The following is an 18,090-nucleotide window of genomic DNA, read 5'->3' on the forward strand; positions in this document are numbered from 1 at the left end:
ATGGTCCGCCGTCGGCAGGTCAGGCGTGGTGCGGGCGGGTTTCGGGCGACGCGAGAGGACGCTGGCGTGAGCGGTGGACCACTGATCGTGCAGTCGGACAAGACGTTGCTGCTGGAGATCGACCACCCGGACGCGCAGGCGTGCCGGATGGCCATCGCGCCCTTCGCCGAGCTGGAACGGTCCCCCGAGCACGTGCACACCTACCGGCTCACCCCGCTGGGCCTGTGGAACGCGCGGGCCGCCGGTCACGACGCCGAGGGCGTGGTCGACACGCTGATCAAGTACTCCCGCTATCCGGTGCAGCACGCGCTGCTCGTCGACGTGGCCGAGACGATGGACCGGTACGGCCGGCTCCAGCTCGCCAACGACCCGGTGCACGGGCTGGTGCTGCGCGGGCTCGACCGGATGGTGCTGATCGAGGTCGCCAAGAGCAAGAAGCTCGCCGGGATGCTCGGCGCGAAACTCGACGACGACACCATCGCGGTGCACCCGTCCGAGCGGGGCCGGCTCAAGCAGGCCCTGCTCAAGCTGGGCTGGCCGGCGGAGGACCTGGCCGGCTACGTGGACGGCGAGGCGCATCCGATCGAGCTGGCCGAGGCCGGCAAGGACGGCGGCCGGCCGTGGACGCTGCGGTCGTACCAGCGGGAGGCGGTGGAGGCGTTCTGGGCCGGCGGTTCGGGCGTGGTGGTGTTGCCCTGCGGCGCCGGCAAGACGCTTGTCGGGGCGGCGGCGATGGCCGAGGCGAAGGCGACCACGTTGATCCTGGTGACGAACACCGTGGCGGGCCGGCAGTGGAAGCGGGAGCTGATCGCCCGCACCTCGCTGACCGAGGAGGAGATCGGCGAGTACTCGGGTGAGCGCAAGGAGATCCGCCCGGTCACCATCGCCACGTACCAGGTGCTCACGTCGCGGCGCGGCGGCGCGTTCACCCACCTGGACCTGTTCGGCGCCCGCGACTGGGGTCTGGTCGTCTACGACGAGGTGCACCTGCTGCCCGCGCCGATCTTCCGCTTCACGGCGGACCTGCAGGCCCGCCGCCGGCTGGGCCTCACCGCGACCCTGGTACGCGAGGACGGCCGGGAGGGCGACGTGTTCAGCCTGATCGGCCCGAAGCGGTACGACGCGCCGTGGAAGGACATCGAGCAGCAGGGCTGGATCGCCCCGGCGGAGTGCACCGAGGTGCGGGTGACGCTCACCGACGCGGAGCGGATGGCGTACGCGACGGCGGAGGCGGAGGAGCGCTACCGGATGGCGGCGACCGCGCGCACGAAACTGCCTGTGGTCCGCGCGCTGGTGCAGCGGCACCCGGCGGAGCAGGTGCTGGTGATCGGCGGTTTCCTCGACCAGTTGCACCAGCTCGGGGAATATCTGGACGCGCCGATCGTGCAGGGGTCCACCACGAACAAGGAGCGTGAGCGGCTGTTCGACGCGTTCCGTTCCGGTGAGGTCCGCACGCTTGTCATCTCGAAGGTGGGGAACTTCTCGATCGACCTGCCGGAGGCGGCGGTGGCGATCCAGGTGTCCGGCACGTTCGGGTCGCGGCAGGAGGAGGCGCAGCGGCTGGGTCGGGTGCTGCGGCCGAAGGCCGACGGCCGGCAGGCGCACTTCTACACGGTGGTCTCCCGGGACACCATCGACACCGAGTACGCGGCGCACCGGCAACGCTTCCTCGCCGAGCAGGGGTACGCGTACACGATCGTGGACGCCGACGACGTGCTCGGGCCGAAACTCCCCACGGTGGACTGAGGCGACCGGGGTGCCGGGCCACCCGTGTGGGTGACCCGGCACCCCGGCGGACGACGCCCCGGGTCAGCCCGGCAGCATCCACCGCTGCGCGGCGGTGCCGTTACACGTCCAGATCTGCAACTGGATGCCGTTGGTGAGGGATGAGTTGGGGACCTCCAGGCACTTGCCCGACTGCGGGTTGACGATCGTGCGCGTCGCCGCCTGGTAGGTCCACTGCTGGGCGCCGGTGCCGTTGCAGGTGTACATCTGCACCTTGGTGCCGTCGGCGGTGCCGCTGGAGGTGACGTCGACGCACTTGCCGAACGCCCGGATCGTGCCGTCGCCCGGCCGGCTCCAGGTCTGCAGGTCGATGTTCTGGCAGGTCATACTCTGCACCTTGGCGCGGTTGGGCACGGCCCGGTCACTGACATGCATGCACTGGGGGATGATGTCGGAGGTGAGCGGCCCGGTCGCCTTCGCCGGCCAGAAAGAGAAACTGCGCAGGTTGTCGTAGATGCTCTGGCTGTCTGTCCGCATCACCCACAACTGGGTGAACTCCGCCTTCGTGGGCGTGTACATGACGGTAGCCGTGCCGTCCGGACCGAACGGGACCGTGCCGACGGTCCCGTCGACCGAATAGCTGACCTCGGTGAGCCGGTCGGTCAGCCGGGTGATGATGAAGTCCCCGGTGACGCCGATCCCCCCGGACGGCGCGCGGGCCCCCTTCGGCCCCTTCACCACGGGATACACGGTCGACGTGATGGTGACCGCGGGGGCTGAGGTCACCGGGAACGGAGTCGGGGCGCTGACCACTCCGTCGGCGCCGACCGCCACCACGTTCAGGGTGTAGACGCCGTAGTCGCCACGAACAATGATCACGGTCGAGGCGGTTCCGTCGGCGGCGGCGGGAACCGTCTCGGCGTACTGGCTGCGGCTACCGAACCAGTGCCGGTATTCCACCACCTGCGGGCTGTCCGGGCCGGGGGCGAAGTTCAGGGTCAGCGGCAGCCCGGCGATGTGCTCCTCGACGGAGCTGACCAGCGGCCCGCTGTCCGCCATCGCCGCCTGCGGTGCCGCCAGCACCCCGAGCGTGCTCGCCAGGACCGCCGCGGCCACCGCCGCCAGGGTGCGTTTGACTATCGATGTCGTCAAGTCTTTCTCTCCCCGTGTGAAGGTTTGTGAGGCGGGAGAAGACTAGCGACGCGGATGAACCCTCGCTGTCCCTTGTGGACAGATTGTGAAAAGCGCGGGGGTGATCGGTTGCGGACCGATCACCCCCGCCTGGTGCGCGCTGCTACTGTTTTCCGCCACCGGCGCGGAAGGCGACCCACGCGTCGCTCATCCGGTCGGCCTGACCCGGGGTGAACATGTTCATGCAGGAGTCCTGGGTGTAGTCCATGAAGTTGTGGATCGGGTCGAGCCCCGGCGCGGTGCAGGTGTCCGCCCCGATCGGGCAGTTGAACTGCGGTGCCGCCTCACGCGGCGTGTCCGCCACGAAGTCGCCGGAGGCGGAGCAGCCGTGCGCGAACGTGTGCTCCAACATCAGCCAGTGCCCGACCTCGTGGGTGAGCGTGTCGCCGAGCGCGTACTTGCCGGCCGTGCCGCCAGGCATCGACTCGTCGAGCATCACCACACCGTCGATGTAGTCGCGCCCGTTGTTGTAGCCCTTCGGGAAGTACGCCCAGCCGAGCAGCCCGTCACCGATGTTCGCCGCGTACACGTTGAGGGTGCGGGCGTCACCGGTGTAGAGCGCCTTCTTCATGTCGCGCTCGTTCTTGCCCGGCACCACCGTGTACCAGGTGCTGTTCACGGTCCAGGTGGTGTCGACGAGCGAGAAACGGAACGGCGTGTTCGAGGCGTCGGTCGCGGTGCGGCCCGCGAACGAGTCGTTGAGCACGGTCATCTGCGCCGCGATGAGCGTGTTCCAGCGGGCCGTCTCGGCCGCGGTCAACGGATGGTCGGAGATCATGTGGAAGACCGTCGGCACGGTGACGCTGCCGTTGGCCAGGCGCGGCGAGTCCTTGATCACGCCGTACGCCTTGGCCTCGTTCGTCGAGTAGAGCGCCGGCTCCTTGACGGTGGTGCCCTCGCGTACCCGGGCGGCGCTGTGCGCGTCGGCGCCCGGCTCGCACTCGGCGACGGCGGGAGAGGCGGTCGCGGACGCGGCGGAGGCTCCCCCGCCGGTGAGGAAGGCGGCGGCGGCAGCGACGAGCACCGCCAGGTGGACTGTCGGTTTCCGGTACATTGTTGCGCCTTTCGAGAGGCATGAAAGGAGTGTGGAACCGACGCGGGGTTGTCAAAGCTGCGGGTCGATGACGTCGTCGTTCCGCCATAACACCACGTCGGCGGCGTCCACAACAGTCCCCCGGGGCGGCAGGCTGCTCCTGTTCGCGCCGCCTTTCGAGCTGATATCAGTGGCGACTCAGCGGCTCCGCCACGGGCCCGGCCACCCGACACACCAGTCGACCGGTTCCCCGCTCAGCGCTCGGTCGACGTCATCACCTCGGCGACGGCCCGGGCCACGCACTCGTAGTCGCGCACCAGCGGTCCGACCCGGGCACGGTCCGGCTCGAACGCGGCGACCAGGCCGCGTACCAGATCCTGGATGCGGTCGTCCGGGCTGAGCCGCCGCTGACCGTGCCGTCGGGCGACGCTGCGCCAGCGGCGCAGACCGACGTCGGCGAGCCGTTCCTGCCACTCGGGCGCGGGCACCGGGCAGCCGTCCGCCCACAGGTCGGCGAGCGCCCGCATGACCGCCGCACGCGCCTGTTCAGTCATGCCGGTAGCGGGCGCGGCGGCCGACGTCGCGGAAACCGAGCCGCCGGTAGAGCCCGGCCGCCGGGTTGTCGTCGTTGACGCAGAGCCACGCGGCGTCGACGCGCGCGTCGGCGAGGCCGCGCAGCACGCGTCCCACCAGGTACGCCCCGACCCGCCGCCCTCGCCAGCCCGGCACCACACCGACCTGGTCGATCCAGTCGTCGAGCACGGTGACGAAGCCGACCGCCGCGCCGTCCGGGCCGCGCGCGACAAGCGTCAGCTCGGGCCGGAACTCTTCCCGCAGGTCGCCCAGCCACTCCTCGGCCGCCGGCTCGACGAAGCCCGGCCGGTCGGCGAACGAGGCGCGGTAGGTGGCGAACAGCTCCGGCCCCAACGTTGCCGGCTCCACCGTCACCCCCTGCGGGACGGCGACCTGGGGCAGCGCGTCGAGGTCGTGCCGCAGCACCCACTCCAGGAATGTCCGCCGGTAGCCGCGCGCCGCGAACAACTCCTCCGCACCGGCGTTCCACGTCTCGGTGGTGAGCAGCAGGCCCGCGTGGCCCGCCTGCTCACCGGCCCAGTCCAGCAGGGCGCCGCCGAGCCCGCGTCCGCGCCACGCCGGGTGCACCAGGCCGGTGGCGGTGGCCGGCGCCCGCCCGGTGCCGACCCCGACGGCCGCGACCAGGCCGCCGTCCGCCCAGGCACCGCGGGTACGCCCCTGAAGCAGCCGCGCCCGCACCAACGGGGTACGCCCGAACAGCGGCAACCCGCCGTCGACGGCGAGGCACGCCCGTGCCAGTCCGGTCAGGGCGGGCAGATCGTCCGCACCGAACTCCCGCCAGACCGGCCCACCCACGGTCCCACCCCCGTCACGCCACGGCCGCCCTCGAAGGTCCGGCCCGCCAAGTAGGCCCCGCCCCCACCCCACCGTCAACCACATTCCCCACCCCACCCCACCCCACCCCACCCTTGACCTGGGTCCCGGCACGGCCATCGCCCTCGCCCGCCCTCGCCCCGACCCGGTCCTGACCCGGCCTGGCGAGGCGGGGAAGGACGGGAGGGAGAGAGAGGCGGGCTAGTGGGGGGTGGCGTGGATGAGGACTGTGGCGCCGGCGGACAGCGGGGCCAGCAGCCACGTCAAGGGCTGCTCGTCCTCGGCCGGGTCCACCACGAGGCGGTCACCCGGGTTCAGGTTCATCCGGGTGGCGATCTCGGCGGCCAGCCGCCGCCACGCGCCGAAGCTGGTGCCGTCCGCCGTCGCCGGGCCGGCCGGGTCGACGGCTGTGTAGTCCGGTGCGTCGGTGGGGTGCCGCAGCACCTCGGCCGACCAGTCCAGCCAGCCCGGCGGCACCTCGCCGAGCAGCCCCGGGCCGGCGCCCACCAGATAGCGGTGCGTCCCCTCGGGTACGTCCTCCAGCCAGTCGTCGAGGCGTTCCGGCGTCACGAACACCGCGTCGTAGGGCCGGTCGGCACCCGGTTCCAGCACCGGCAGCCCGGCGAGCGCGCGGGGCCGGAACGAGACGGACAGCCCGACCGACCAGGCCCCGAGCAGCACCGCCGCGGTACGCCAGTGCGGCGGCAGCAGCACCGCCACCCGGGCGCCGGAACGCAGTCCACACCCGTCACGCAGCAGTGCCGCACTGCGGGCCGTCCACTCGCCGAGCTGGACGGCCGTCAGGTCGGTGCGCTCGCCGGTCGCGTCGTCGTGATAGCTGATCAGTGGCCCGTCGGCCACGACGGCGATGGATGCCTGGAGTGCCATGGGCTGCGTTCCTCCCTGCCGGTCGGCTCACCCTAACGTGCCGTCGACCTAGGTCGCGGGCCCGTCGACCGATGGCGGTATCGGCGAGTTGGACGGCTACGGAACGGTGTGGGCATGGCGATCGACACCCTGCGTCGGCGACTCGTGCCGGCGATCGCGCTGCTGCTGCTCGCCCCCTGGACCGCCGAGTGCGTCTGGGGCGGCTTCACTCTCACCGGCATGCCGTTCTTGGTGCTGCTGCTGGCCCCGATGTACGGCGGAGCCGCGCTGCTGATCCGGGAGACGGCCCGGCGGCTCGGGCTGGGCTGGCCCGGGATCGTCCTGCTCGCCGCCGCGTTCGGCGTGGTGCAGGCCGGCCTGGTCGACCAGTCACTGTTCAACCCCGACTTCCTCGACGACACCCAGTTCGCCGACACCCGCACCGCCGCCGAGGCCACTCTCGTCCCCGGCCTCGGGTTCAGCGCCCGGCAGGCGTTCGACTATGTCGGCAACCACGTCGCGCTGACCGTCTGCGCGTCGATCGCGCTCGTCGAGTCGTACCTGAATGCGCCTCGCCGGACGCGGCCGTGGCTGGGCCGCCCAGGGCTGGTGGTGGCGGCGCTGCTCTGGCTCTGCGGCAGCCTGCTGGTCTTCGCCGACGACGGGGGCCGCACGGGTTTCCTGGCCCCGCCGGCGCAGTTGACGTTCGCCGCCGGGGTGGCCATGGTCCTGGTCGTCGCCGCGCTGCTCCGTACCGGGCGTCCTGAGCCGGACCACGTGCCGGGCCTGGGCGTCGACCCCGGCACGGCGCCACACCCGGTGTGGCCGGCACTGGTGGTGGCGGTCGCGTACGTGGGCTCCACGATCGCCCCCGGGTGGCCGGGGGTGGTGCTCGCCCTCGCGCTCGCCTCAGCCACCGCCGTTGCACTGACGCGCTGGTCGCGGCGGGCCGGATGGGGGCAGCGGCACATACTCGCCGCCGCTTCGGCGAGCCCTCTCGTCGCGGCCGCCTTCGCGTACGACGTGCCGACCTACGCCCCGGCGAGCCCGGCGGAGGCCCTGGTGGGTGACGTGGCGATCAGCGTGATCGTCCTGCTTCTGGTCGGCGGCGCGTGGTGGCGGGTCAGCGGGCCGGCAGCTCGGGACCGCCGTCGAGCAGCGGGGCCAGCAGGTCGCCCTGCTTCTCCACCCGCCTGAGCACCTCACCCGCGGTGTAGGGCCGCGTCGCCGGCCGCTTCCCGGCCGCCCCGGCCTCCACCTCGTCCCAGGTCAGCGGCGTGGATACCGAGGGCACCTCCCGGGCCCGCAGCGAGTACGGCGCCACTGTCGTCTTCGCCGCGCTGTTCTGGCTCCAGTCGATGAAGACCTTGCCGGGGCGCAGGTTCTTCGCCATCTTCGACACGATCAGCTTCGGGTGTGCCTTCTCCAGCTCCTGCGCGATCCGCTTGGCGTAGTCGGAGACGACCTCGGCGTCCTGCGTACCGGCGATCGGGCAGCAGAGCTGCATGCCCTTCTTCCCCGACGTCTTCGGGTACGCCTCGACGCCGTCGGACGCCAGCCGGTCGCGCATCAGCACCGCCACCTGGCAGCACTGCTTGAGCGCGGCCGGCGCGCCCGGGTCCAGGTCGACCACCATCAGGTCCGGGTGCGCGCCGATCTTCCACTGCGGGGTGTGCAGTTCCAGCGCGGCCAGGTTCGCCAGCCACACCAGTGTGGGCAGGTCGTCGCAGACCACGTAGTCGATGGTCTCCCGTCCCTTGCTCGACCCGGGCACGGGCAGGTTCTCGGTGCGTACCCAACCGGGGGTCGCGGCGGGTGCGTTCTTCTCGAAGAACGAGCCGCCGTCGACGCCGTTGGGGAACCGGATCCGGGTGAGCGCGCGGTCGCGCAGGTGCGGCAGCAGCACCGGAGCGATCCGGGTGTAGTAGTCGATCACCTCGCCCTTGGTGAAGCCGGCCTGCGGGAACAACACCTTGTCCAGGTTGGACAGCTCCACCGGGCGGCCCTCGACCTCGACCTTGAAGCGGTCAGCCGGCATCGTCGACCTCCTCGGGCGGCTTGTCCGGTCGCAGGCGCAGGATGCGCGGGAAGCGCAGCCGGCCGTCCGGCGTGCGCTGGCCGTACTTGACCTCCACCACGACCTGGGGAGTTACCCAGATCGCACCTCGGGCATCCTCGCGGGGCACGTCCCCGGCGAACGGCGACGCAGCGGCACGCAGCGGTTCCAGCTCGCGCAGCAGTTCCCGTTCGATCGCCGCGCCGATCCCGCCACCGACCCGCCCTCGGTAGGTGAGCCGCCCGTCCGGGCCGGGCACGCCGACCAGCAGGCCGCCGACCCGACGCGCGCCGGGCCGCCAGCCGCCCACCACGAAGTCGGCGGTGACCTCCAGCTTGACCTTCACCCAGTCCGGCGAGCGCACCCCGGGCCGGTAGACCGACTCGACGCGCTTGGCCACCACCCCCTCCAGCCCGTGTTCGCCGGCCGCCGCGTAGGTGGCCGGCCCGTCGTCGAAGACCGGCGGCACGGCCCACCGGGCGGCACCGAGCCCGAGCGACTCCAGCGCCGCCCGCCGCTCCCGCCAGGGCCGGGCGGTCAGGTCCTCGCCGTCCAGCCGCAGCAGGTCGAAGATCATGTACGTGACGGGCACGGTCGCCGCCAGACGCGCCGCCCTGGTCGGGTTGCGCACGTGCATCCGCTCGGCGAGCGCGGTGAAGGACGGCTGCCCGTCGGTGAAGAGCACCACCTCGCCGTCGAGCAGCACGTCACCGACCTGCTCGGCCAGGTTGAGCAGTTCCGGGTACGCGGTGGTGATCTCGACCCCGGAGCGGGCGTAGAAGTGCCGGTCGCCGCGGGAGATGTCGGCGAGCGCGCGGACCCCGTCCCACTTGAACTCGTACGCCCATGCGGCACCGGCCGGGAGTGGCCCGGTCATCGCGAGCATCGGCTTCAGCGGCGCGCCGGGCACGTCCTGACTGTAGTTGGGCGCGGAAGCGCGTGCGCCCCGTTCGATCGTTTGCGATCCTGGTCTTCAACCGGGGAGAGGAGCGCGGGATGCGGGCGATCTGGAAAGGAGCGGTGTCGTTCGGGCTGGTGTCGATCGGGGTGAAGGTCTATTCGGCCACCGAGGAGAAGGACATCCGGTTCCACCAGGTGCACCGTGAGGACGGCGGCCGCATCCGCTACAAGCGCACCTGTTCGGTGTGCGGCGAAGAGGTCACCTACGACGACATCGCCAAGGGCTACGACCTCGGCGGCGGCGAGATGGTCATCCTCACCGATGAGGACTTCGCCGACCTGCCGTTGAGCACCTCCCACGCGATCGACGTGCTGGAGTTCGTCCCGGCCGAGCAGGTCGACCCGATCCTCTACAACAAGGCCTACTTCCTGGAGCCGGAGGGCACCGCGACGAAGCCGTACGTGCTCCTGCGCGACGCACTGTCCGACTCGGAGCGGGTGGCGATCGTGAAGGTGGCGCTGCGCCAGCGGGAGCAGTTGGCCACGCTGCGCGTACGCGAGGGCGTGCTGCTGCTCAACACCATGTTGTGGCCGGACGAGATCCGCCGGCCCGACTTCGGTTTCCTGGACGAGGACCTGAAGGTACGCCCGCCGGAGCTGGCCATGGCCAGCTCGCTCATCGACTCGATGGCCGGCGAGTTCGAGCCGGACGCCTTCACCGACGACTACCGGGCGGCGTTGCAGGAGGTCATCGACGCGAAGGTCGAGGGCCGCGAGGTGGTGCAGCCGGAGGAGGAAGAGGCCGCGCCGGCCGCCGCGGTGGACCTGATGGCCGCGTTGAAGGCGTCGGTGGAGCGGGCCCGCGCGGCCCGGGGCGAGGCGCCGTCCGGCGGCGGGAGCGAACCGACCCCGATCTCGGCGGCCCGCTCGGCGAAGAAGGCCGCCGCGAAGAAGGCGCCCGCGGCCAAGGCAGCCTCGGCGAAGAAGGCGCCGGCCGAGAAGAAGACGCCGGCCCGGAAGACCGCCAAGAAGACGGCGTCCGCGAAAAAGGCCGAGCCGGCCAAGAAGACGGCCGCGAAGAAGACGGCGAAGAAGGCACCTGCCAAGAAGACCGCCTGAGTCGTCAGGAAGGCCCCCGGCCCGCCCGATCGCGTCGGGCCCGCGGCGATCGGGCCGGGGAAGTTGTCCCGTGGACCGGCATTGCGGGCTGTCGACCGCGCTTCGGCCCCGTGTCGCGCATCGTGTCCGGATCGTGGCGGGCGTGGAAGCACTGTGGGGTCCGGGCGGGTACCGTGTGCGCTGGCCTCGGCGGCGGCCCGCCGGGGCACCCACCCACCCTGCAGGGAGTCGACGTGAGCGAGCGTGTGGAGAACCGGTCGGAGGGCCAAGCCGCCCCGGCCACCAAGGCAGGGCGGCGGCTGGCCGCCCAGTTGGCCGCGAAGAAGGCCGCCGAGGCGCGACGCCGCAGGCAGTCGATGCTCGGCGCGGCGGCCGGTGTGCTCGCCATGGTAGCCCTGGTCGGCGGCCTGGTCTGGCTGAACAGCGGCGACGACGACAAGGCGCCCACCGCGGCGTCCTCGTCCAGCCCGAGCGCCCCGGTCGAGCCCACCGCGATGCCCGCCCCGGAGCTGCCCGCGGGCACCGACCCGGCGCTGAAGACCAAGCCGACCGTGGCGCCCGGCACCGGCGAGCTGAAGAAGCTGACCGTCACCACGCTGGTCAAGGGCACCGGCCCGGCGGTGAAGTCCGGCCAGAACATCACCGTCAACTACGTCGGGGTGTTCTACAAGGACGGCAAGCAGTTCGACGCGTCCTGGGACAACGGCGACCTCCCCACCTTCCCGATCGGCGTGGGCCAGGTCCTCAAGGGCTGGGACCAGGGCCTGGTCGGCGTCCCGGTGGGCAGCCGGGTGCAGCTCGACATTCCGACCGAGCTGGCGTACAACGGCCAAGAAGGTCGCCCGGCCGGGCCGCTGCGCTTCGTCGTCGACGTGCTGGCTGCGCAGTAGGTCACTGCGGTCTTCCGCTGACTCACCTACCCGCAGTAGGTTCTTGGTCACCGTGGGCGCCCCTCGCCCGCGGTGACCTGCCCACGACGCGGAGGTGCACGTGGCGACGCTGGACGAGCTCGGGCCTGCCCGGCTGATGTGGACGCTCTTCGAGCCGGTCCACGCGGTGACCTACTTCCACCCGAGAGCCCGGGCCGCGTTCGAGGCGGTCGGCCTGCGGGGCTACTGGCGGGGCTACTTCGCCGGCCGGGCCGCGCCACTCGGTCCGGTGGACGCGCCTGTGGTGACGGCTGCCTTCTTCAGCTTCGCGCCGGCCATGGTGGCCCGTGCACTGCCCTCGGTGTGGCGTCTGGCCACCCCGCAGGAGGCGTTGCGGGCCCGGCTCACCGGCGGGGTGCAGGCGCTCGCGGAGTTCACCTACGAGCTGCCCGAGACGCACCTGACCGAGGCCGCCGACCTGTTGGAGGAGGCGGCCGGGCGGGCCGAGGCGGCCGGGCGGGTGCTCGGCGCGGCGAACGCCGCCCTGCCCCGGGGCGAGTACCCGCTGGCCCGGCTCTGGCAGGCCGCCGCCACGCTGCGCGAGCACCGGGGCGACGGGCACGTCGCGGCGCTGGTGACCACCGGACTGGAGCCGGTCGAGGTGGTGGCCTGGCGGTGCCGGGTCGACCAGTCACGCCAGTTCCACCAGCCGGCCCGGGGCTGGACCGACGAGCAGTGGGCCGCCGCCGAGGAGCGGCTGGTGGAAAAGGGCTGGCTGACCGCCGACCGGAAACCCACCCCGTACGCCACCGAGACGTTCCGCGCCGTCGAGGAGGCCACCGACCGGGCGGCGGCGGGCCCGTGGCTGGCGCTGGGCGCGGAGCGCACCGCGCGGCTGCGGGAGCTGCTCGAACCGATCGCGGCCCGCTGCCGCACGATCATCCCACCGCAGGCTCCGATCGGGCTCCCCGCGCAGCGTTCCGCCACGGTGACCCGGCCGGGCTGAGCCGGGCCGCCGACTGGGGCAGGATAGCGGCATGGTGGACGCGGTGCTCTTCGACCTGGACGGCGTGATCGTGGACTCGGAGCCGGTCTGGGAGGAGGTCCGCCGGACGTACGTGGCCGAGCACGGCGGCACCTGGCAGCCCGACGCGCAGCGCCGGCTGATGGGCATGAGCACCGGCGAGTGGGCCACCTACCTGAGCGGTGAGCTGGGCGTCGACCGGTCGGCCGAACAGGTCGCCACCGAGGTGGTGACCGAGATGGCCCGGCGGTACGCGCAGCACGTACCCCTTGTCCCCCAAGCCGACGCGGTGGTGCGCCGCATCGCCGCACGGTGGCCGCTGGGGCTGGCCAGTTCCTCGCCGACCCGGTTGATCGCGGCGGCGCTGGAGGCGGCGGGCCTGGCCGGTGAGTTCGGCGTGACGCTGTCGACCGAGCAGACCGGCCGGGGCAAGCCGGCGCCGGACGTCTGGCTGGCGGTGGCGGACCGGTTGGGCGTCGACCCGGCCCGGTGCGTGGCGGTGGAGGACTCGTCCAACGGCGTGCGGTCGGCGGCGGCCGCCGGTTGCCTGGTGGTGGCCGTGCCGCACCTGTCGTATCCGCTTGATGCGGACGCCGAGGCCCTCGCGGCGGTGCTGCTTCCCTCGATCGACGCGCTCACCCCGGAGCTGCTCGACGGTCTCGGGCGTTGAGCGGGGGCCCTTCCCCGCGAATGATCGGCAGGTGGCGGGGTAGCGCAGGTGGGAAGGGGAGGGCGGCCATGAGAGCGATCGTGTACGAGCACAGCGGGGACGCCTCGGTGCTCCAGTTGGTGGAGCGGCCGGTGCCGGAACCCGGCCGGGGCGAGGTGTTGGTGCGGATGGCGGTTTCCGGGGTGAACCCGACCGACTGGAAGGCCCGCCAGGCGTGGCCGCTACCGGCGGGCTGGCAGATCCCGCACCAGGACGGCGCCGGCGTGGTGGAGGCCGTCGGCGAGGGCGTGGACCAGACGCTGATCGGCGAGCGGGTCTGGGTGTGGGAGGCGGCCTGGCAGCGTCCCTGGGGTACGGCCGCCGAGTACAGCGTGGTGCCGGTCCGGCACGCGGTGCCGCTCGGTGGGGCCTCGTTCGACCTGGGTGCGGCGTTGGGCATCCCGTTCATGACCGCGCACCGCTGCCTGACCGCCGGTGAGTACATGCCGGACACGCTGCACGCGGGCGCGTTGAGTGACCACGTGGTGTTGGTGCAGGGCGGGGCGGGCGCGGTGGGCAACGCGGCGATCCAGCTCGCGCGCTGGGCCGATGCGTGCGTGGTCACCACGGTGAGTAGCCCGGAGAAGGCGCAGCTCGCCGCGGCGGCCGGCGCCGACTTCGTGATCAACTATCGGGAGCAGGACGTGGTCGAGGAGGTCCGCAAGGTCGCGCCCGACGGGGTGCACACGATCGTCGAGGTCTCGGCCGCCCGTAACGCCGCCGCGGACGTCCAACTGCTGCGGACCGGCGGGGCGGTCTGCGTCTACGCCGACGACGGCGGGGACGAGGTGACGTTGCCGATCCGGCCGCTGATGGGACCGAACGCGCGCTGGCAGTTCGTGCTGATCTACACCGCGCCGAAGGTGGCGAAGGCGCAGGCGGTGACGGACATCGCCGCGGCCGTGGCCCAGGGCGCGATCCGGGTGGGCGCGGAGGCCGGCCTGCCGCTGCACCGCCGGGCGCTTGCGGAGACCGCCGCCGCGCAGCAGGCGGTGCAGGACGGCGTGGTGGGTCGGGTGCTCGTCGCCACCGCCGACGAGTAGAAATGCGACTCGGATTTCCCGGACAGCCGGACAGATCCGAACAAGTCTCGCAACAATGACGGTGCGGGTCATCCCGTAACGGGCGGGCGGCCCCGGCGCGGTGCGAACGCCGGGGCCGCCCTCTGGGAGGAATGTCGCTGGAACATGTTCCTGCCCGTGTAGGCGACGGTACGCCGCGAAACGTTACGACGAGGCCAGTTCCCGCACGTCGAGGCCGCCGTCGGCGTACCGCGAGCGCACCACCTTCTTGTCGAACTTGCCGACGCTCGTCTTCGGCACCGCATCGATGAACGCCCACCGCTCCGGCAACTGCCACCGGGCCACCGACCCGGCCAGGAATTCCCGCAGTTCCTCGGCGGTCACCGAGGCGCCCTCCCGGACCACCACCGTGGCCAGCGGACGCTCGTCCCACCGCTCGTCGGGCACGCCCACCACGCAGGCCTCCAGCACCGCCGGGTGGGCCATCAGCGCGTTCTCCAACTCGACCGAGGAGATCCACTCCCCGCCCGACTTGATCACGTCCTTGGCGCGGTCGGTGAGCGTGATGTATCCGTCCGGCAAAAGCGTGCCGACGTCCCCGGTGCGCAGCCAACCGTCGCGGAACTTCTCCTCGTCCGGGGCGTCGTCGCCGATGTACCGGGCGGTCACCCACGGCCCGCGTACCTCCAACTCGCCCACGGACGTCCCGTCGGCGGGCAGCGGCTCGCCCAGCGGGCCGACGATCCGCGCGTCCACGCCCGCCGGGATGCGCCCCTGGGTGTAGCGGTAGCGCCAGGCGTCGTCGCCCGTCGCGCCGGCCGGCGCACGGGACACCGAACCCAGCGGCGACATCTCGGTCATGCCCCAGGCGTGGATGACGTCGATGCCGTACCGGTCGTGGAACGCGTGCATCAGCGCCGGCGGGCAGGCCGACCCACCGACGATCACCTCCCGCAGGGAGGACATGTCCACCTCGTGACCGTCCAGGTAGGCCAGCAGGTCGGTCCAGATGGTCGGCACCGCGCCGGCCAGGGTGGGCCGCTCGGCGGCGATCATCGTGGCGATCGGCTCGGCCTGGAGGAACCGGTCCGGCATGATCAGTGACGCGCCGGAGAGGAACGCCGCGTAGGGCAGGCCCCAGGACATGGCGTGGAACATCGGCACGATGGCCAGCTCGCGGTCGTCCGGGCCGAGGCCGAAGCCCTCCGGCATGCACACCTGCAACGAGTGCAGGTAGATCGAGCGGTGCGAGTAGGCCACGCCCTTGGGGTGCCCGGTGGTCCCGGAGGTGTAGCAGAGCGCCGCGGCGTCCCGCTCGTCCACCTCCGGCCAGTCGTAGTGGTCCGGGCGGTCGGCCAGCAACGCGTCCCAGTGGTGCACGGTGATCCGGTCGCCGGCCGCGGCCACGAGCGGTGCCGGGTCGCCGCCGCCGACCACCACCACGTGCGCCACCGTGGTCATCTCGCCGATCACCCGGGCCAGCAGCGGGATGAGCGTGGTGTCGACAAGCACCACCCGGTCCTCGGCGTGGTTGGCGATGTAGACGACCTGGTCGGGGAAGAGCCGGATGTTGAGCGTGTGCAGCACCGCGCCCATGCTCGGCACCGCGAAGTAGGCCACCAGGTGCTCGTTGTTGTTCCACATGAAGGTGGCGACCCGCTCGTCGCCGGTCACGCCGCACTCCTCGCGCAGCGCGTGGGCCAGCCGGGCGGCGGTGCGGCCCACCTGCGCGTACGTCATCCGGCGGGGTTCCGCGCCGGTCCAGGTGACCACCTGCGCCGTGCCGTGCACGGTGGAGCCGTGTTCGAGGATCCGGGCGATCTGGAGGGGGGCATCCATCATCGTGCTACGCATGGATGACAAAGTAGTGTCGCCGGTCACATCAGCGGAACCCCCGGGAACACCGGAACCACCCGGGATCGGTGCGTAGATTGTCCGGGTGAGCATCTCCTGGGCCGACTCGTACGTCGGGCAGCTCCGTGCCCTCGCCGGTGACCGCACCCTGATGTTCGTGGGCGCCCGCGCCGTGGTGCGGGACAACGCCGCCCGGGTGCTGCTGATCCAGCGCTCCGACAACGGCCAGTGGGCGCTGCCGGCCGGCGCCATGGAACTGGGCGAGTCGATCGCCGACTGCGCGGTCCGGGAGGTCCGGGAGGAGACCGGCCTACGCGCGCTGCGGGTCAGCGCGTTCGCGCTCTACACCGGCCCGGACCGCACGTCCACAAACATGTACGGGCACACCTACCAGGTCTTCACCACGGCGTTCCGGGTCGACGAGTGGGACGGCGAGCTGGCCCGGTTCACCGACGAGACCACCGACGCGCGCTTCTTCCACCCGGCCGACTTTCCGGCTCCGCTCTCGTCGAGCGTGCAGGAGACACTCGCCGACCTGGACGTCTTCGAGCAGACCAACCGACTGATCCTCAAGTAGCCGGGTCACAGCTCCCGACTGATCCTCAAGTAGCCGGCTCACAGCATCGTCTGGGACTTCGCCTCCATGTCGGCAGCGGCCTCCTCCTTCGACTCGCTGGCCAACGGCTTGCCGCCGGGCGCGGCAGCCTTCCCGCCGAGCGGGTCCGCGCCGCCGGTGGCGCCCTGCGGGCCGGTGCCGCGCAACTGGTGGTTCGGCATGGCCAGGGTGACCAGCACGGCCACCACGGCGATCAGCCCGGTGGTCAGGAAGACCAGGTGCAGCGACTCGACGAACGCGGCCTGGACGGCGGCGCGCACCGGGGCGGGCAGGGCGAGAATGGCCGCCGGGTCGTTGATCGAAAAGTTGCCGCCGGCCGCCACCGCCGCCCGCTGCTGCGGCGGCAGCTGCGCGAGCGCACCGGGCAGCCGGTCGGCCATCTCGGCGGTGAGCCGGGTCGACAGCACCGCGCCGAGGATGGCCACGCCGAACGAGCCGCCCAGCGACCGGAAGAACGTGGCCGACGAGGTGCCCGCGCCCAGGTCGCGTACGGACACCGCGTTCTGCACGGCAAGGATCAGCGACTGCATGCACAGGCCCAGCCCGACGCCGATCACCACCATGTAGCCGAACGCCAGCCACAGCGAGGTCGCCACCCGGAGCTGCTGGAACAGCAGCATGCCGACCACCAGTACGGCCGCTCCCGCCACCGGGAACCACTTGTACCGGCCGATGCGGCTCATCGCCCGCCCGGTCAGCACCGAGGTGACGATGACGCCGGCCATCATCGGCAGCATCAGCAGACCACTGCGGGTCGGCGACGCGCCCTTGACGATCTGCAGGTACAACGGAATGAAGATGATCGAGCCGAACATCACCAGGCCGAGCACGAAGCCCGCGGCGTTCGCCAGCGCGAACGTGGCGTTGCGGAACAGCCGCAGCGGCAGGATCGGCTCCCGCGCCCGCCTCTCCTGGAGCAGGAACAGCACGCTGAGCACCGCACCGGCGGCGAACAGCCCGACGATGACGCCGGAACTCCAGGCGTACTCGGCGCCGCCCCAGCTCAGCCCCAGCAGCAGGCAGCTCACCCCGGCGACCAGCAGCGCCGCGCCGACCCAGTCGACTGTGTGTTCCCGATGTGTGAACGGCACCAGGCGCATGACGTGCCAGCAGACCACGATGGCCAGGATCGCCAGCGGCACGTTGACGTAGAAGATCCACCGCCAGTTGGTCTCCGCCAGGTAGCCGCCGACAAGCGGTCCGGCCACCGACGACACCCCGAACACCGCGCCGAACAGGCCCTGGTAGCGCCCTCGGTCCCGGGGTGACACCACGTCCGAGATGATGATGAACGCGAGCGTCATCAGGCCACCCGCGCCGACGCCCTGCACGCCCCGGGTGGCGATGAGCTGGGTCATGTTCTGGGACATCCCGGCCAGCAGGGAGCCGAGCAGGAACATGCCGATCGAGAACAGGAAGACCGGCCGGCGTCCGTACAGGTCGGCCATCTTGCCGTAGAGCGGCGTCGAGGCGGTCGACGCCAGCAGGTACGCGGTGACGACCCACGAGTAGTGGTTGATGCCGCCCAACTCGCCCACGATGGTGGGTAACGCGGTGCCGACGATGGTCTGGTCGAGGGCGGCCAGCAGCATGCCGGTCATCAGACCGACCATCAGCAGCCGGATCTGGCGGGCGGGCAACGCGGAACGGGCGGCCTGGGCGGTCATCCCGCTACCTATCCCACCGGGGGCGGATCAT

17 protein-coding genes are annotated in these 18,090 nt (G+C 71.9%); 8 read left to right on the top strand and 9 right to left on the bottom strand.

Annotated features, from left to right (window positions below; translation table 11 throughout):
- Positions 1-66: 66 nt before the first annotated feature.
- Positions 67-1,746 carry a DNA repair helicase XPB gene (locus ACLQ2X_RS08180; RefSeq protein ID WP_425680348.1) on the top strand — a complete coding sequence of 560 codons (1,680 nt, stop codon included), beginning with the start codon at positions 67-69 and terminating at the stop codon, positions 1,744-1,746.
- Positions 1,747-1,809: 63 nt separating this feature from the next.
- Here the strand turns inward: ACLQ2X_RS08180 and ACLQ2X_RS08185 are convergent, their stop codons facing one another.
- The 5 genes from ACLQ2X_RS08185 to ACLQ2X_RS08205 all read right to left on the bottom strand — a co-directional run bounded on the left by ACLQ2X_RS08185 (position 1,810) and on the right by ACLQ2X_RS08205 (position 6,244).
- Complete coding sequence (locus ACLQ2X_RS08185) at positions 1,810-2,877, bottom strand: ricin-type beta-trefoil lectin domain protein (RefSeq protein WP_425680349.1); 1,068 nt, start codon at positions 2,875-2,877, stop codon at positions 1,810-1,812.
- Positions 2,878-3,019: 142 nt separating this feature from the next.
- On the bottom strand, positions 3,020-3,970 hold the full coding sequence (locus tag ACLQ2X_RS08190) for a zinc metalloprotease (RefSeq protein WP_425680350.1): 951 nt from the start codon (positions 3,968-3,970) through the stop codon (positions 3,020-3,022).
- Positions 3,971-4,203: 233 nt separating this feature from the next.
- Complete coding sequence (locus tag ACLQ2X_RS08195) at positions 4,204-4,503, bottom strand: hypothetical protein (RefSeq protein ID WP_425680351.1); 300 nt, start codon at positions 4,501-4,503, stop codon at positions 4,204-4,206.
- Positions 4,496-5,338 carry a GNAT family N-acetyltransferase gene (locus ACLQ2X_RS08200; protein WP_425680352.1) on the bottom strand — a complete coding sequence of 281 codons (843 nt, stop codon included), beginning with the start codon at positions 5,336-5,338 and terminating at the stop codon, positions 4,496-4,498. The genes ACLQ2X_RS08195 and ACLQ2X_RS08200 overlap by 8 nt, the downstream gene beginning before the upstream one ends.
- Before the next feature lie 219 nt (positions 5,339-5,557).
- Positions 5,558-6,244: a TIGR03089 family protein gene (locus tag ACLQ2X_RS08205; protein ID WP_425680353.1), complete on the bottom strand. Its 687-nt coding sequence runs from the start codon at positions 6,242-6,244 to the stop codon at positions 5,558-5,560.
- A gap of 114 nt (positions 6,245-6,358) precedes the next feature.
- Between ACLQ2X_RS08205 and ACLQ2X_RS08210 the strand changes: the two genes are divergently transcribed.
- Positions 6,359-7,420 (top strand): hypothetical protein, encoded by a 1,062-nt coding sequence (locus ACLQ2X_RS08210; RefSeq protein WP_425680354.1) that lies wholly within the window; start codon positions 6,359-6,361, stop codon positions 7,418-7,420.
- Here ACLQ2X_RS08210 and ligD (ACLQ2X_RS08215) read toward each other — a convergent pair.
- Both ligD (ACLQ2X_RS08215) and ligD (ACLQ2X_RS08220) read right to left on the bottom strand, forming a co-directional pair.
- Positions 7,347-8,261 carry a non-homologous end-joining DNA ligase gene (ligD, locus tag ACLQ2X_RS08215; protein ID WP_425680355.1) on the bottom strand — a complete coding sequence of 305 codons (915 nt, stop codon included), beginning with the start codon at positions 8,259-8,261 and terminating at the stop codon, positions 7,347-7,349. The two genes, ACLQ2X_RS08210 and ligD (ACLQ2X_RS08215), sit on opposite strands and share 74 nt — an antisense overlap.
- Complete coding sequence (gene ligD, locus ACLQ2X_RS08220) at positions 8,251-9,189, bottom strand: non-homologous end-joining DNA ligase (RefSeq protein ID WP_425680356.1); 939 nt, start codon at positions 9,187-9,189, stop codon at positions 8,251-8,253. The genes ligD (ACLQ2X_RS08215) and ligD (ACLQ2X_RS08220) overlap by 11 nt, the downstream gene beginning before the upstream one ends.
- An 86-nt stretch (positions 9,190-9,275) precedes the next feature.
- On the opposite strand from ligD (ACLQ2X_RS08220), the gene ACLQ2X_RS08225 reads away from it, so the two are divergent.
- The 5 genes from ACLQ2X_RS08225 (at position 9,276) to ACLQ2X_RS08245 (ending at position 13,943) form a co-directional block, all read left to right on the top strand.
- Entirely contained in the window at positions 9,276-10,298 is a 1,023-nt protein-coding gene (locus ACLQ2X_RS08225; protein ID WP_425680357.1) for a Ku protein, read from the top strand.
- A gap of 173 nt (positions 10,299-10,471) precedes the next feature.
- On the top strand, positions 10,472-11,188 hold the full coding sequence (locus ACLQ2X_RS08230) for an FKBP-type peptidyl-prolyl cis-trans isomerase (protein WP_425680358.1): 717 nt from the start codon (positions 10,472-10,474) through the stop codon (positions 11,186-11,188).
- A 136-nt stretch (positions 11,189-11,324) separates the two neighbouring features.
- Positions 11,325-12,173, top strand: a complete 849-nt coding sequence (locus ACLQ2X_RS08235) for an SCO6745 family protein (RefSeq protein ID WP_425680408.1) — start codon at positions 11,325-11,327, stop codon at positions 12,171-12,173.
- Between the two features lie 31 nt (positions 12,174-12,204).
- Entirely contained in the window at positions 12,205-12,861 is a 657-nt protein-coding gene (locus ACLQ2X_RS08240) for an HAD family hydrolase (protein ID WP_425680359.1), read from the top strand.
- Between the two features lie 68 nt (positions 12,862-12,929).
- The gene (locus ACLQ2X_RS08245; RefSeq protein WP_425680360.1) at positions 12,930-13,943 is read left to right on the top strand and encodes an NADPH:quinone reductase; all 1,014 of its coding nucleotides are present in this window, start codon (positions 12,930-12,932) and stop codon (positions 13,941-13,943) included.
- Between the two features lie 183 nt (positions 13,944-14,126).
- Here ACLQ2X_RS08245 and ACLQ2X_RS08250 read toward each other — a convergent pair whose 3' ends face one another.
- On the bottom strand, positions 14,127-15,776 hold the full coding sequence (locus ACLQ2X_RS08250) for a fatty acid--CoA ligase (protein WP_425680361.1): 1,650 nt from the start codon (positions 15,774-15,776) through the stop codon (positions 14,127-14,129).
- An 85-nt stretch (positions 15,777-15,861) separates the two neighbouring features.
- Between ACLQ2X_RS08250 and ACLQ2X_RS08255 the strand changes: the two genes are divergently transcribed.
- Positions 15,862-16,353 (top strand): NUDIX domain-containing protein, encoded by a 492-nt coding sequence (locus ACLQ2X_RS08255; protein WP_425680362.1) that lies wholly within the window; start codon positions 15,862-15,864, stop codon positions 16,351-16,353.
- Between the two features lie 38 nt (positions 16,354-16,391).
- Here ACLQ2X_RS08255 and ACLQ2X_RS08260 read toward each other — a convergent pair whose 3' ends face one another.
- Complete coding sequence (locus ACLQ2X_RS08260; protein WP_425680363.1) at positions 16,392-18,059, bottom strand: MDR family MFS transporter; 1,668 nt, start codon at positions 18,057-18,059, stop codon at positions 16,392-16,394.
- Positions 18,060-18,090: the final 31 nt, after the last annotated feature.

Source organism: Micromonospora sp. DT31 (genome assembly GCF_049841795.1).
Classification (GTDB): Bacteria; Actinomycetota; Actinomycetes; order Mycobacteriales; family Micromonosporaceae; genus Micromonospora.